Genomic DNA, 13,756 nt, shown 5'->3' with positions numbered 1-13,756 from the left:
CCCGCAGCGCCCGGCTTCGCCGCACTCGCGATCGCCACTAGGCTTGCCGGGTGACCGAGAGCGCCTACCTCGCTGGGCTGCGACTGAACGGCAAAAAGGTCGTCGTGGTCGGCGGCGGCACCGTCGCCCAGCGCCGGCTGCCCTTGCTCATCGCCAGCGGCGCCGACGTGCACGTCATCTCCCGCAGCGCCACCAGGTCCGTGGAGGCGATGACGGGAATCACCCTGGCATTGCGCGAATACCGCGACGGCGACCTCGACGGAGCCTGGTACGCGATCGCGGCCACCGATGACGCGCAAGTCAACGAGGCAGTGGTCGCCGAGGCCGAAAGCCGCCGCATCTTCTGCGTCCGCGCCGACATCGCCGTCGAGGGGACCGCAGTCACCCCAGCGTCTTTCGACTATGCGGGGCTGTCCGTCGGGGTTTTGGCCGGCGGCGACCACCGCCGCTCGGCGGCGATCCGCTCGGCCATCCGCGAGGCGCTGCAGACCGGGCTCATCACGCCCGACAGCCCGGTGAGCTCCGACGTCGTCAAGGGCGGCGTCGCGCTGGTCGGTGGCGGGCCCGGTGACCCCGAACTGATCACCGTGCGCGGCCGGCGCCTGCTGGCCCACGCCGACGTCGTGGTCGCCGACCGTCTCGCGCCGCCGGAGCTCCTCGCCGAGCTGCCCCCGCACGTCGAGGTCATCGACGCGGCCAAGATCCCGTACGGGCGCGCCATGGCCCAGGACGCCATCAACGACGTCATGATCGAACGGGCCCGCTCCGGCAGCTTCGTGGTGCGCCTCAAAGGCGGCGACCCTTTCGTGTTCGCCCGCGGCTACGAAGAGGTACTGGCGTGCGTCGAGGCCGGAATTCCGGTGACGGTGGTGCCGGGTGTGACGAGTGCCATAGGAGTGCCCGCTCTGGCGGGCGTTCCGGTCACTCATCGGGCGATAAATCACGAGTTTGTGGTGGTCAGCGGGCATTTGCCGCCCGGGCATCCCGAATCGTTAGTGAATTGGGATGCGCTGGCCGCAATGTCGGGCACGATCGTTTTGCTGATGGCGGTGGAACGCATCGAACTCTTCGCCGACGCCCTGCTCAAAGGCGGACGACCTGCGGATACGCCGGTGCTGGTGGTTCAACATGGAACGACCGCCGCCCAGCACACTTTGCGGGCCACCCTGGCCGACACGCCCGAGAAGGTCCGCGCCGAGGGTATCCGACCTCCCGCGATCATCGTGATCGGCGCCGTGGCGGCCTTCGGGCTTTAAACGATTCTTAAGATTACTGTAAGGTAACCCTTTATGACGGCTCTCAACGATGCAGAGCGCGCGATGCAGAAAACTGCGTCGGCGCGCCCCGATCGTCCGGCCCCGGCGAGCGCAACGCAGCCGGCGGAGACCGCCTCCAAGCCCCCGGCGGAGACCGCCTTGAAGCGCATCGGCAAGTACTACCCGGCGTGGCTGCCCTCTCGGCGTTTCATCGCGGCCGTTATCGCCATCGGCGGCATGCAGCTGCTCGCGACGATGGACAGCACCGTCGCCATCGTGGCGCTCCCCAAGATTCAAAACGAGCTCAGCCTGTCCGACGCCGGCCGCAGCTGGGTGATCACCGCCTACGTGCTGACGTTCGGTGGGTTGATGCTGCTGGGTGGCCGCCTCGGCGACACCATCGGGCGCAAGCGCACCTTCATCGTCGGTGTCGCGCTGTTCACCATCTCTTCTGTGCTGTGCGCGGTCGCCTGGGACGAGGCGACCATGGTCATCGCCCGGCTGTCGCAGGGCGTCGGATCGGCGATCGCCTCGCCGACGGGTCTGGCTCTGGTGGCGACCACCTTCCCCAAGGGCCCGGCCCGCAACTTCGCGACGGCCGTGTTCGCCGCGATGACGGCGATCGGTTCGGTGATGGGCCTGGTGGTCGGCGGCGCGCTCACCGAGGTGTCGTGGCGGCTGGCGTTCCTGGTGAACGTGCCGATCGGTCTGGTGATGATCTACCTGGCCCGCACCGCGCTGCGCGAGACCAACCGCGAGCGGATGAAGCTCGACGCCACCGGCGCCATGCTGGCCACCCTGACGTGCACCGCGGCCGTGTTCGCCTTCTCGATGGGTCCGGAAAAGGGCTGGGTGTCGATCACCACCATCGGGTCGGGCGTCGTGGCGCTCGGTGCCGCCCTCGCCTTCGTCATCGTCGAACGCACGGCGGAGAATCCCGTCGTCCCGTTCAACCTGTTCCGTGACCGCAACCGGCTGGTCACCTTCACCGCCATCTTCCTGGCCGGTGGGCTCATGTTCAGCCTGACCGTGTGCATCGGCCTGTACGTGCAGGACATCCTCGGTTACAGCGCGCTGCGCGCCGGCATCGGCTTCATCCCGTTCGTCATCGCGATGGGCATCGGCCTCGGCGTCTCCTCGCAGCTGGTGTCGCGGTTCTCGCCGCGGGTGCTGACCATCGGCGGCGGGATCCTGCTGTTCTGGGCGATGTTGTACGGCTGGGCGTTCATGCACCGCGGGGTCGCCTACTTCCCCAACCTGGTGCTGCCCATCGTGGTCGGCGGGATCGGCATCGGGATGGCCGTCGTCCCGCTGACGTTGTCGGCCATCGCCGGCGTGGGATTCGATCAGATCGGTCCGGTCTCGGCGGTCACGTTGATGCTGCAAAGCCTGGGCGGGCCGCTGGTGCTGGCCGTCATCCAGGCGGTGATCACCTCGCGGACGCTGTATCTGGGCGGCACCACCGGACCGGTGAAGTTCATGAGCGACGCGCAGTTGTCCGCGTTGGACCATGGCTACACCTACGGGCTGCTGTGGGTGGCCGGCGTGGCCGTGATCGTCGGCGCCGCCGCGCTGATGATCGGCTACACCCCCGACCAGGTCGCGCACGCGCAAGAAGTCAAGGAAGCGATGGAGGCCGGGGAGCTGTAGCTCACCCGCACGGGCGCTGCTCGCGACCGCCTTGCCGTTGCGTGTCACGCCAGAGTGGCGTGAGGGTCTGGGCGTTGCGCTGGCGTGACGTTCGACGCAGCTACCAGCACGCTAGGCTGGCCCGCTGTGATCACCCGGATGTCCCAGTTGTTTTTGCGCACCCTGCGCGACGATCCCGCCGACGCCGAAGTCGCCAGCCACAAGCTGTTGATCCGGGCGGGCTACATCCGGCCCGTCGCGCCCGGCCTGTACAGCTGGCTGCCGCTGGGATTGCGCGTGCTGCGCCGCATCGAGCGCATCGTCCGCGACGAGATGAACGCCATTGGCGGGCAAGAGATCTTGTTCCCCGCCCTGCTGCCGCGCGCACCGTATGAGGCGACGAACCGGTGGACCGAATACGGCGACTCGGTATTCCGGCTGCAGGACCGCCGCGGCAACGATTACCTGTTGGGCCCCACCCACGAAGAGCTGTTCACCCTGACCGTCAAGGGCGAATACAGCTCGTACAAAGACTTTCCGGTCCTGCTGTATCAGATCCAGAACAAATATCGTGACGAGGCGCGGCCGCGGGCCGGAATCCTGCGGGTCCGCGAGTTCCTGATGAAGGACTCCTACTCGTTCGACATCGACGACGCCGGGCTCAAGGCCGCCTACCACGCGCACCGCGAGGCCTATCAGCGCATCTTCTCGCGCCTGCAGGTGCGCTACGTCATCGTCTCCGCCGTGTCGGGCGCGATGGGCGGCAGCGCCTCGGAGGAGTTTTTGGCCGAGAGCGCCGTCGGTGAGGACACCTTCGTGCGATGCCTGGAGTCCGGGTATGCGGCCAACGTCGAGGCCGTCGTCACCGCGCGCCCGGAGGCGCAGCCCATCGACGGGCTGCCCGAGGCGGTAGTCCACGACACCGGGGACACCCCGACCATCGCCACCCTGGTGGACTGGGCCAACCAGGCGGACCTGGGCCGCCCGGTCACCGCGGCCGACACGTTGAAGAACGTCCTGCTCAAGGTCCGCCAGCCCGGCGGCGAGTGGGAGCTACTGGCCATCGGGGTGCCGGGGGACCGTGAGGTCGACGACAAGCGGCTGGGCGCGGCGCTGGAACCGGCCGAGTACGCGCTGCTCGACGACGCCGACTTCGCCAAGTATCCCTTCCTGGTGAAGGGGTATATCGGACCGAAGGCGTTGCAGGACAAGGGCGTTCGCTACCTGGTCGACCCGCGGGTGGTGGACGGCACCAGCTGGATCACCGGCGCCGACGAGGCCGGGCGGCACGTCGTCGGGCTGGTCGCCGGCCGCGACTTCACCGCCGACGGCACCATCGAGGCCGCCGAGGTGCGCGACGGTGACCCCTCGCCGGACGGCGCGGGCCCGCTGGTCTCGGCGCGCGGTATCGAGGTGGCCCACATCTTCCAGCTCGGCCGCAAGTACACCGACGCCTTCACCGCCGACGTGCTCGGTGAGGACGGCAAGCCGGTGCGCCTGACGATGGGCTCCTACGGCCTCGGGGTATCGCGGATGGTGGCCGTCATCGCCGAACAGCACCACGACGAGCTGGGCCTGCGCTGGCCGCCGGCGGTCGCGCCCTTCGACGTGCACCTGGTGATCGCCAACAAGGACGAGCAGGCCCGCGCCGGGGCCACCGAGCTGGCCGGCGAGCTGGACGGGTTGGGCATCGAAGTGCTGCTCGATGACCGCCAGGCCTCGCCCGGGGTGAAGTTCAAGGACGCCGAACTGCTTGGCGTGCCGTGGATCGTCGTGGTGGGACGGGGCTGGGCGGACGGCGTGGTGGAGCTGCGCGACCGCTTCGGCGGCCAGACCCGCGAACTGTCGACCGGCCCGTCGCTGGCCGCCGACATCGCGGCGGCCTTGGGTTAGTCGTTGCCGCCGGGGAAGCTCGTCGTGATGGGCCAGGCGCCCAGCACGCGGCTCCACCGGGCGCCCATGACCGCGCTCTGCACCAGGGCGGTCGCGGCGAACGCGCGATCGGCGCCGGTCTCCGCGTGCTCGGCGACCACGCGCCATGCGCCGGCCCCGTCGTTCTCCATCCGCGCGGCCAGCCGCGCGGCGTCGGCCGGACCGCCCACCACCATTGGCAGCTGGTAGCCGGCCGCGGCGACGGGTGCGGTCACCTTGCGGGCGTTCAGGATCGCGATGACGTCGTCGCGGCGCTGGCGGTGCTGCGCGAGCGCCTCCACCACCATGTCGTTCACGCTGGGCGGCGACAGCGCGGACACGATGCCGTAGCCGTAGATCGTCGAATGCTCGATGGCCAGCGCGTCGCACAGCGCCGTGTTGTCGGCGTCCTTGCCCGAGGTCATATCGACGGACCCCCGGGCACCAGCGCAACCGTGTACGACGCCGTGCAGGATGCGGCGATCGAGGCGAGCAGCCCCGCCCGGTAGCCGGATTCGGTGCCCACCAGGCGACTCGCACTGTCGGCCGAGGCGCGCAACGCGTCGATCACGTCGGACACCGGCGGCGGGGGCGGGGGCGGCCCGGCCGGTTGGGTCTGGCTCGGGCTGGGCGTTCCGCTCGAGGACGACGTGGCCAGCTTGCCGGCCGCCCGCGAGATCTCGGCCGACAACGCGCGGGCATGCGCGGCGCGCTGGCTGGACACCACGCTCAGCGCGGCGGCGACCTGCGGCGGATTCCCGACCGCCGCGGCGGCGGCACCCGCGAGCTCGCTGTCGTGCCGGGCCTGATCGAGCGGCCCCAGCAGTTGCTCGACGGGCGGGGGCTTGGGCGCGGGCTTGCCGCAGGCGCTCACCACCGCCCCGAGCGCAGCCAAAGCCGCACCGCCGGCGAGGACATCTCGTCTGGTGAGGAACGGAACTGCGCTAGGCACAAGGACATCCTGCCATCGGGGCGAAGGCGGACAAGATGCCAGGACGCGATCACGCCGTCAACCTCGAATCCTGGCGTATCGTGGATAGCTGGTTCTCGCAGAGGACAGCCACCGACAGCAAACCGTCGGCACGGATGCTCCTCCGCCGGGACACCGGAAGCCGCCTGGAAGCCATCGGGGCGCCGACATCCGCCAGATGACCGGACAACTCAAGATGAGGAGCTCGCCGTGACCACCGGGCTACCGTCGCAGACGCAGGTGATCGAGCTACTCGGTGGAGAGTTTGCGCGCGCCGGCTTCGAGATCGAAGACGTGGTCATCAACGCCCGGACCCGCCCCCCGCGAATCATGGTGATCGCCGACAGCGACGACGGCCTCGATCTGGACACGGCGGCCACGCTGTCCCACTCGGCGTCGGCATTGCTCGACGGGCTGGACACCATCTCCGACCACTACGTGCTCGAGGTCTCCTCGCCCGGCGTGGATCGCCCGCTGACGAGCGCGAAACACTTCCGCCGGGCCCGCGGTCGCAAGGTCGACGTCGTGCTGTCGGACGGATCGACGCTGACCGGCCGGGTCGGTGCGACGACCGACGGCGCGGTCGCGCTGGTGGTCCGCGCCGGCCGGGACTGGGCGGTGCGCGAGATCCCGCTGGTCGACATTGCGAAAGCCGTTGTCCAGGTGGAATTTTCGCCCCCTAGCCAAGCGGAGCTGGAACTGGCGGGTATGGGTCAGGCCGGGAGGACGGAGGAGCGGCGCCTATGAACATCGACATGGCCGCGCTGCACGCCATCGAGGTGGACCGGGGCATCTCGGTCAACGAGCTGCTCGAGACGATCAAGTCGGCGCTGCTCACCGCCTACCGGCACACCGAAGGCCACCAGAACGACGCGCGCATCGAAATCGACCGCAAGACCGGTGTCGTCCGGGTGATCGCCCGGGAGACCGACGAAGACGACAACGTCATCAGTGAATGGGACGACACCCCCGAAGGTTTCGGGCGCATCGCCGCCACCACCGCCCGCCAGGTCATGTTGCAGCGTTTCCGCGACGCCGAAAACGAGCGGACCTACGGCGAGTTCTCCACCCGCGAGGGGGAGATCGTCGCGGGCGTGATTCAGCGTGACAGCCGGGCCAATGCCCGCGGCCTGGTCGTGGTCCGGATGGGCACCGAGACGAAGGCCTCCGAGGGCGTGATCCCGGCGGCCGAGCAGGTTCCCGGCGAAAGCTACGAGCACGGCAACCGCGTGCGGTGCTACGTGATCGGGGTGACCCGCGGGGCCCGGGAGCCGCTGATCACCCTGTCGCGGACCCACCCGAACCTGGTCCGCAGGTTGTTCTCGCTGGAGGTCCCCGAGATCGCCGACGAGTCGGTGGAGATCGTCGCCGTGGCCCGGGAGGCCGGGCATCGCTCCAAGATCGCGGTGAAGTCCAACCTTCCCGGCCTGAACGCCAAGGGCGCCTGCATCGGTCCGATGGGGCAGCGGGTCCGCAACGTGATGAGCGAGCTGTCCGGCGAGAAGATCGACATCATCGACTACGACGACGATCCCGCGCGCTTCGTCGCCAACGCGCTGTCGCCGGCGAAGGTGGTGTCGGTGTCGATCATCGACCAGGCGGCCCGCGCCGCCCGCGTGGTGGTACCCGACTTCCAGCTGTCGCTGGCCATCGGCAAGGAGGGCCAGAACGCGCGCCTGGCGGCCCGGCTGACCGGCTGGCGCATCGACATCCGCGGGGACTCGCCCGGCGGGCATCCGGAGAGCCAGTCAGAACACGGCGCCACCCACGGAATGGCCCACGACCGCTAGGCCCGGCGGGCGGCGGCTGCGCAGCCTCGGGCGGTTCTGACCATCGATTCGGTGACGCTAGACTGAGCCGTGATCCAGCGCGAACCTTCGGCCTTGGCGCACCGTCATGCGGGTGGACCCGTACGGACATGCGTCGGGTGCCGGAAGCGAGAGCTGGCCGTCGAGTTGCTTCGAGTGGTGGCTGTGCCGAACGGGAACGGCGACTTCGCCGTGATCGTTGACACAGGCAGGAGCCTGCCGGGGCGGGGTGCGTGGCTGCACCCCGGGCCGCGGTGCGTGCAACAGGCAATCCGGCGGCGGGCTTTCACCAAAGCGCTGCGCATCACCGGTTCACCGGATACATCCGCGGTGGTCGAGCACATAGAGTTCCTCTGTGCGCCCGATCGCCCGGCAACAGAACAGGTAGCAAAGAACATGAGCACACCGTGAAGTCCCGATGACCATGTGTCATAGCTAAACCCGAGGCGCGGCCCCACGACTGTCGCCTCATAGACAGGAGATGTAGTGGCAGGTAAGGCCCGCGTACACGAGTTGGCTAAGGAACTCGGTGTCACCAGCAAGGAAGTCCTCGCCCGGCTGAATGATCAGGGCGAATTCGTTAAATCAGCGTCGTCGACGGTAGAAGCCCCGGTGGCTCGCCGGCTGCGCGAATCCTTCGGCGGCGGCAAGGCCGCCGAGAAGGCCCCCGCGAAAGCGGCCAAGGCGCCCGCCGCCAAGGCCCCCGACAAGTCGCTCGACCAGGCCCTCGACAATGCCATCGGCAACGGCGAAGCGACGGCGACCCCCGCCAAGCCCGCCGCCCCTTCGGCCTCCGCCGAGGCCCCGGCCCGCCCGGGCCCGGCCCCCGCACGGCCGTCGGCGCCGTCTCCGGGGCAGCCGAAACCGCCCGTGCCCGGGCAGCCGCCGGGCCAGGCGCCGCGCCCAGGCATGACTCCGGCGCCGCGACCGGGCCCGATGCCCAAGCCCCGCGCCCCGCGCGTCGGCAACAACCCCTTCTCGTCGGCGCAACCCGTCGACCGGCCCATTCCGCGCCCGCAGGCGCCGCGTCCCGGGGCGCCCCGGCCGGGTGCGCCCCGGCCCGGTGGCGCGTCGCCGGGCAACATGCCGCCCCGGCCCGCCGGTGCCGGCGGACCGGGCCGTCCGGCCCGCCCCGGCGCCCCGCGTCCCGGCGGTGGCCGTCCCGGTGGTCCCGGCGGCCGTGACGGAGGTGGCGGCAACTACCGCGGCGGCGGAGGCGGCGGAGTCGGCGCCCCGCCCGGCGGTGGCGGCGGTTTCCGTGGCCGCCCCGGTGGCGGTGGCGGCGGTGGCCGTCCCGGCCAGCGCGGCGGTGCCGCCGGCGCTTTCGGCCGTCCCGGCGGTGCGCCGCGACGGGGCCGCAAGTCGAAGCGGGCGAAACGCGCCGAGTACGAGAACATGCAGGCGCCCGTCGTCGGTGGTGTGCGGTTGCCGCACGGCAACGGCGAGACGATCCGGCTGGCCCGCGGCGCGTCGCTGTCCGACTTCGCCGACAAGATCAACGCCAACCCGGCCTCGCTGGTGCAGGCGCTGTTCAACCTCGGCGAGATGGTCACGGCCACCCAGTCGGTCGGCGACGAGACGCTCGAGCTGCTGGGCAGCGAGATGAATTACGTCGTGCAGGTCGTCAGCCCGGAGGACGAGGACCGCGAGCTGCTGGAGTCCTTCGACCTGAGCTACGGCGAGGACGAGGGCGGCGAGGAAGACCTGCAGACCCGGCCACCGGTGGTGACCGTAATGGGTCACGTCGACCACGGTAAGACCCGACTGCTGGACACCATCCGGAACGCCAGCGTGCGCGAGGCCGAGGCCGGTGGCATCACCCAGCACATCGGCGCCTACCAGGTGGCCGTCGAGCACGACGGCGTCGAACGGCCGATCACCTTCATCGACACCCCGGGTCACGAGGCGTTCACCGCGATGCGTGCCCGCGGTGCCAAAGCCACCGACATCGCCATCCTGGTGGTCGCCGCCGACGACGGCGTCATGCCGCAGACGGTGGAGGCCATCAACCATGCCCAGGCGGCCGACGTGCCGATTGTGGTGGCGGTCAACAAGATCGACGTCGAGGGCGCCGACCCGGCCAAGATCCGCGGGCAGCTCACCGAATACGGTTTGGTGGCAGAGGATTTCGGTGGCGACACGATGTTCGTCGACATCTCGGCCAAGCAGGGCACCAACATCGAGCAGCTGCTCGAGGCGGTGCTGCTGACCGCGGACGCGGCCCTGGACCTGCGGGCCAACCCCGACATGGAGGCCCAGGGTGTCGCGATCGAGGCGCACCTGGACCGCGGTCGCGGTCCGGTCGCCACGGTGCTGGTGCAGCGCGGCACGCTGCGGGTCGGCGACTCGGTGGTCGCCGGCGACGCGTACGGCCGGGTTCGCCGCATGGTCGACGAGCACGGCGACGACGTTGAAGAGGCGCTGCCGTCGCGGCCGGTGCAGGTCATCGGTTTCACGTCGGTGCCCGGCGCGGGTGACAACCTGTTGGTCGTCGACGAGGACCGCATCGCCCGCCAGATCGCCGACAAGCGCAGCGCCCGCAAGCGCAATGCGCTGGCGGCGCGTTCCCGCAAGCGGATCAGCCTGGAGGACCTGGACTCGGCGCTGAAGGAAACCAGCCAGCTCAACCTGATCCTCAAGGGCGACAACGCCGGTACGGTCGAGGCGCTGGAAGAGGCCCTGATGGGTATCCAGATCGACGACGAGGTGGCGCTGCGCGTCATCGACCGCGGTGTCGGTGGCATCACCGAGACCAACGTCAACCTGGCATCGGCCTCGGATGCGGTGATCATCGGCTTCAACGTGCGCGCCGAGGGCAAGGCCACCGAGCTGGCCAACCGCGAGGGTGTGGAGATCCGCTACTACTCGGTGATCTACCAGGCGATCGACGAGATCGAGAAGGCCCTGCGCGGCATGCTCAAGCCGATCTACGAGGAGAACCAGCTGGGCCGCGCCGAGATCCGGGCGATCTTCCGGTCCTCCAAGGTCGGCATCATCGCCGGCTGCATGATCAGCAGCGGCATCGTGCGCCGCAACGCCAAGGCGCGGTTGCTGCGGGACAACATCGTGGTCACCGACAACCTCTCGATCACCTCGCTGCGACGGGAGAAGGACGACGTGACCGAGGTTCGCGAGGGCTTCGAGTGCGGTATGACGCTGGGGTACTCCGACCTCAAGGAAGGCGACATCATCGAGTCCTACGAGTTGGTCCAGAAAGAGCGCACCTGATGGGCGGCCGGCATGGCTGACCCGGCCAGGGCGCGCCGGTTGGCCAAGCGGATCAACACGATCGTCGCCTCGGCGATCGAGTTCGAGATCAAGGATCCCGGGCTCGAGGGTGTCACCATCGTCGACACGAAGGTGACCGCCGATCTGCACGATGCGACGGTGTTCTACACGGTCATGGGGCGCACGCTGGACGACGAGCCGGATTACGCGGCCGCCGCGGCCGCCCTGGAACGGGCCAAGGGCGCGCTGCGCACCATGGTCGGGGCCGGCACCGGCGTGCGCTTCACGCCCACGCTGACGTTCGCCCGCGACACCACGTCGGACAACGTGCAGCGGATGGACGAGTTGTTGGCGCGTGCGCGTGCTGCGGACGCTGATCTGGCGCGGGTTCGTTCCGGCGCCAAGCCGGCTGGGGAGGCCGATCCATACCGGGACAGCGGATCGGGCGTGGAGCCCGGCTTCGACGGGAGTATCCGTGACGACGACCAACGCGAACACTGAACTGGGCGGCTCCAGGATGGGGGCGCGCGTCGATGCCGCGGGTGCGGTCGAATTGCTGTCGGGGGCCGACTCCGTCGCGGTGATCGCACACGTGCATCCCGACGCCGACACCATCGGCGCCGGGCTGGCGCTGGGGCTGGTGCTGGACAAGTGCGGCAAGCGGGTCGAGGTCAGTTTCGCCGAGCCGGCGGGGCTGCCCGAGTCGCTGGCAACGCTGCCCGGCCGCCGCCTGCTGGTCAGTCCGGACGCGATGCGTCGCGACGCCGATTTGGTTGTCACCGTTGACGTTCCGAGCGTCAAGCGGCTCGGCGCGTTGAGCGACCTGGCGGTAGCGGCCGACGAGGTGTTGGTGATCGACCACCACGCCTCCAACGACGTGTTCGGCACCGCCAACTTCATCGATGTGTCAGCCGATTCGACCACGATGATGATCGCCGACATTCTCGACGCCTGGGGCAAGCCCATCGATTCCGATGTCGCGCACTGCATCTACGCCGGGCTGACCACCGACACCGGCTCATTCCGCTGGGCCAGCGGGCGCGCCCTACGGCTGGCCGCCCGGCTGGTCGACGGCGGCGTCGACAACGCCGCGATCAGCCGCACCCTGATGGACAGCCACCCGTTCGGCTGGCTGCCGCTGCTGTCGCGGGTGTTGGCCTCGGCCCAGCTGCTCCCCGACGCCGCGGGCGGCCTCGGACTGGTGTACGCCGTTGTCGCCCACCAGGATTGGGCCGGTTCACGCCCCGAGGAAGTCGAGAGCATCGTCGACATCGTGCGGACCACGCAGCAGGCGGAGGTCGCCGCGGTGTTCAAGGAGGTCGCGCCGCGGCAGTGGTCGGTGTCGATGCGGGCCAAGGCCGCGGTGGACCTGGCGTCGGTGGCGTCCGGGTTCGGCGGTGGCGGGCACCGGCTGGCGGCCGGTTATTCGACCAGCGGCACGATCGAGGACGCGGTGGCGTCGCTGCGCAACGCGCTCGGCTAGAACGCCCAGCTGCCCGAGCGCTGCACCACGAACCCGTGGTCGCCGCTGGTGGTGTCCAGGCAGGCGACGAGGTCGTCGGCCCCCACCGCGCAGGTGACGTTGAGGTAGGTCAACTTCTGGCCGGGCGCCAGCGCCTTGCCGCCGGCCGGCAGCGGCGCCGGGTTACCGTCGCATCCGCTGTAGGACATCCGGCTCAATTGGTAGCCGGGTCCCTTGAAATCCACCGATCCGACCACGCAGTCGCCCGGTCGTGAGCGCCCCCCGGGAATGGGGACGTCGTCCATTCCCGGCATGTCGCCCTTGCACTTGATGTCCTGCGACGGTTGCGGCACGGGCGGCGGCCCGCCGTAGAAATCACAGACCAGGGCGGGACCGGCGGAGAAGCTGACCCGCGGCGGGCTTCCCGGCGCGCCGGTGCCCAGGTAGCCGTCGGCAGGCACCGCGGTGAAGGCGTCGAGGTTGGGAAATCCCGGTGGCGGCAGCGCGCCCGCCGGCGACGCGAACACCGCGATCGCCGACACGGCCGCCAGCGCCAGGCCGACCAGCAGCCTCACGGCGATCCCGACGACGGCGTGCATCAACTGATCGTATGGGCTGGGCCGGATCGCCGGGCCGGACTGGTGCAGATCGCCACGTCAGCGCACCTGCGAGCGCCCGCGTTGCAGCACGGCCTCCCGGTTGGCGGCGATGTCGTCCCCGCTGGTCCGGAACTGCCGGGCCGCCGTCGCCTCTTGCCACAGCCCCGCGCTGGTCTGCGCGTCGTCAATGCGGTGATAGGACGCCAGCAGCGCCCGCACCGCGTCCTGGTTGTTTCCGACGATCGATGCCGCCACGGCCCGGGCGGCGGGAAGCAGCTGGTCGTGCGCCACCACTTCGGTCACCAGGCCGGCGCGCAGCGCGTCGGCGGCGGACAGGTAGTCCCCGGTCATGCTCATCCGCCGGGCCAGCCCGACGCCCACCTTCTGCGGCAACCGCACGCTCAGGCCCCAGGTGGGCAGCAGCCCCACCCGTGCGTGCGTGTCGGCGAACCGGGCGTTCTCCGAGGCGATCAGGATGTCGCAGTACAACGCCAGCTCCAGCCCGCCGGTCACCGCCGCGCCGTTGATCGCGCCGATCACCGGCTTGGTCAGCGCCGGCCAGCGCGGCGAGATGTCTGGTAGCGCCGAAGAGCCACCCAGTTCCTTGAGATCCAGTCCCGCGCAGAACACGGGGTCGGCGCCGGTGACGATGACGACGTCGACGTCGTCGTCGGTTTCGGCGTCGGCCAGCGCGCCGAAGAAGCGGTCCCGCAACGCCGACGACAGCGCGTTGCGCGACTGGGGCCGGTTGAGGGTCAGGGTGCGCACTCGCTCGTCGGTGTCGATCAGCAGGATCTCGTCGGTCATCAGCTCACCGTAGCCAGTCGCCCGGCACGGTCGGGCGGGCGCCTCACCGCGGCCAATTTCGCCGGGGAGCGGCGGCACCGAGCAAC

At 70.0% G+C, this 13,756-nt stretch carries 12 protein-coding genes and 1 pseudogene; 9 read left to right on the top strand and 4 right to left on the bottom strand.

All coding sequences use genetic code 11. The features are described from left to right. Positions 1-50 precede the first annotated feature (50 nt). From cobA to AC5Y7E_RS12525, 3 genes are all read left to right on the top strand, one after another. Positions 51-1,256 carry a uroporphyrinogen-III C-methyltransferase gene (cobA, locus tag AC5Y7E_RS12535; protein ID WP_499949179.1) on the top strand — a complete coding sequence of 402 codons (1,206 nt, stop codon included), beginning with the start codon at positions 51-53 and terminating at the stop codon, positions 1,254-1,256. A gap of 33 nt (positions 1,257-1,289) precedes the next feature. After that, positions 1,290-2,906 (top strand): MFS transporter, encoded by a 1,617-nt coding sequence (locus tag AC5Y7E_RS12530; protein WP_499949177.1) that lies wholly within the window; start codon positions 1,290-1,292, stop codon positions 2,904-2,906. A 126-nt stretch (positions 2,907-3,032) separates the two neighbouring features. Next, positions 3,033-4,778 carry a proline--tRNA ligase gene (locus AC5Y7E_RS12525; protein ID WP_499949175.1) on the top strand — a complete coding sequence of 582 codons (1,746 nt, stop codon included), beginning with the start codon at positions 3,033-3,035 and terminating at the stop codon, positions 4,776-4,778. Here AC5Y7E_RS12525 and AC5Y7E_RS12520 read toward each other — a convergent pair. Further along, the gene (locus AC5Y7E_RS12520; protein WP_067130971.1) at positions 4,775-5,221 is read right to left on the bottom strand and encodes a ferritin-like domain-containing protein; all 447 of its coding nucleotides are present in this window, start codon (positions 5,219-5,221) and stop codon (positions 4,775-4,777) included. The two genes, AC5Y7E_RS12525 and AC5Y7E_RS12520, sit on opposite strands and share 4 nt — an antisense overlap. Continuing rightward, positions 5,218-5,748, bottom strand: coding sequence for a twin-arginine translocation signal domain-containing protein (locus AC5Y7E_RS12515; RefSeq protein ID WP_499949173.1), 531 nt, complete (start codon positions 5,746-5,748; stop codon positions 5,218-5,220). The genes AC5Y7E_RS12520 and AC5Y7E_RS12515 overlap by 4 nt, the downstream gene beginning before the upstream one ends. A 228-nt stretch (positions 5,749-5,976) precedes the next feature. Between AC5Y7E_RS12515 and rimP the strand changes: the two genes are divergently transcribed. The 6 genes and pseudogenes from rimP (at position 5,977) to AC5Y7E_RS12485 (ending at position 12,285) form a co-directional block, all read left to right on the top strand. Beyond that, positions 5,977-6,513, top strand: a complete 537-nt coding sequence (gene rimP, locus AC5Y7E_RS12510) for a ribosome maturation factor RimP (RefSeq protein WP_499949171.1) — start codon at positions 5,977-5,979, stop codon at positions 6,511-6,513. After that, the gene (gene nusA / locus AC5Y7E_RS12505) at positions 6,510-7,556 is read left to right on the top strand and encodes a transcription termination factor NusA (RefSeq protein WP_499949169.1); all 1,047 of its coding nucleotides are present in this window, start codon (positions 6,510-6,512) and stop codon (positions 7,554-7,556) included. The genes rimP and nusA overlap by 4 nt, the downstream gene beginning before the upstream one ends. 69 nt (positions 7,557-7,625) lie before the next feature. Continuing rightward, positions 7,626-7,985, top strand: a complete 360-nt coding sequence (locus tag AC5Y7E_RS12500; RefSeq protein WP_499949168.1) for a YlxR family protein — start codon at positions 7,626-7,628, stop codon at positions 7,983-7,985. A 75-nt stretch (positions 7,986-8,060) separates the two neighbouring features. After that, positions 8,061-10,802 carry a translation initiation factor IF-2 gene (infB, locus tag AC5Y7E_RS12495; RefSeq protein WP_499949167.1) on the top strand — a complete coding sequence of 914 codons (2,742 nt, stop codon included), beginning with the start codon at positions 8,061-8,063 and terminating at the stop codon, positions 10,800-10,802. A gap of 12 nt (positions 10,803-10,814) precedes the next feature. Further along, a pseudogene (gene rbfA, locus AC5Y7E_RS12490) lies at positions 10,815-11,292 on the top strand (30S ribosome-binding factor RbfA); the annotation flags it as partial. 27 nt (positions 11,293-11,319) lie between these two features. Next, a complete protein-coding gene (locus AC5Y7E_RS12485; RefSeq protein WP_499919817.1) occupies positions 11,320-12,285 on the top strand; it encodes a DHH family phosphoesterase in 966 nt (321 codons plus the stop codon). Here the strand turns inward: AC5Y7E_RS12485 and AC5Y7E_RS12480 are convergent. Both AC5Y7E_RS12480 and AC5Y7E_RS12475 read right to left on the bottom strand, forming a co-directional pair. Next, positions 12,282-12,863, bottom strand: coding sequence for a hypothetical protein (locus AC5Y7E_RS12480; RefSeq protein WP_499949165.1), 582 nt, complete (start codon positions 12,861-12,863; stop codon positions 12,282-12,284). The two genes, AC5Y7E_RS12485 and AC5Y7E_RS12480, sit on opposite strands and share 4 nt — an antisense overlap. Before the next feature lie 57 nt (positions 12,864-12,920). After that, positions 12,921-13,670: an enoyl-CoA hydratase gene (locus tag AC5Y7E_RS12475; protein WP_499949163.1), complete on the bottom strand. Its 750-nt coding sequence runs from the start codon at positions 13,668-13,670 to the stop codon at positions 12,921-12,923. Positions 13,671-13,756 lie beyond the last annotated feature (86 nt).

The organism is Mycobacterium sp. NGS17 (assembly GCF_059813205.1).
Note: the sequence above shows the minus strand (reverse complement) of the source record. Positions and strands in the feature narration are given on the sequence as shown.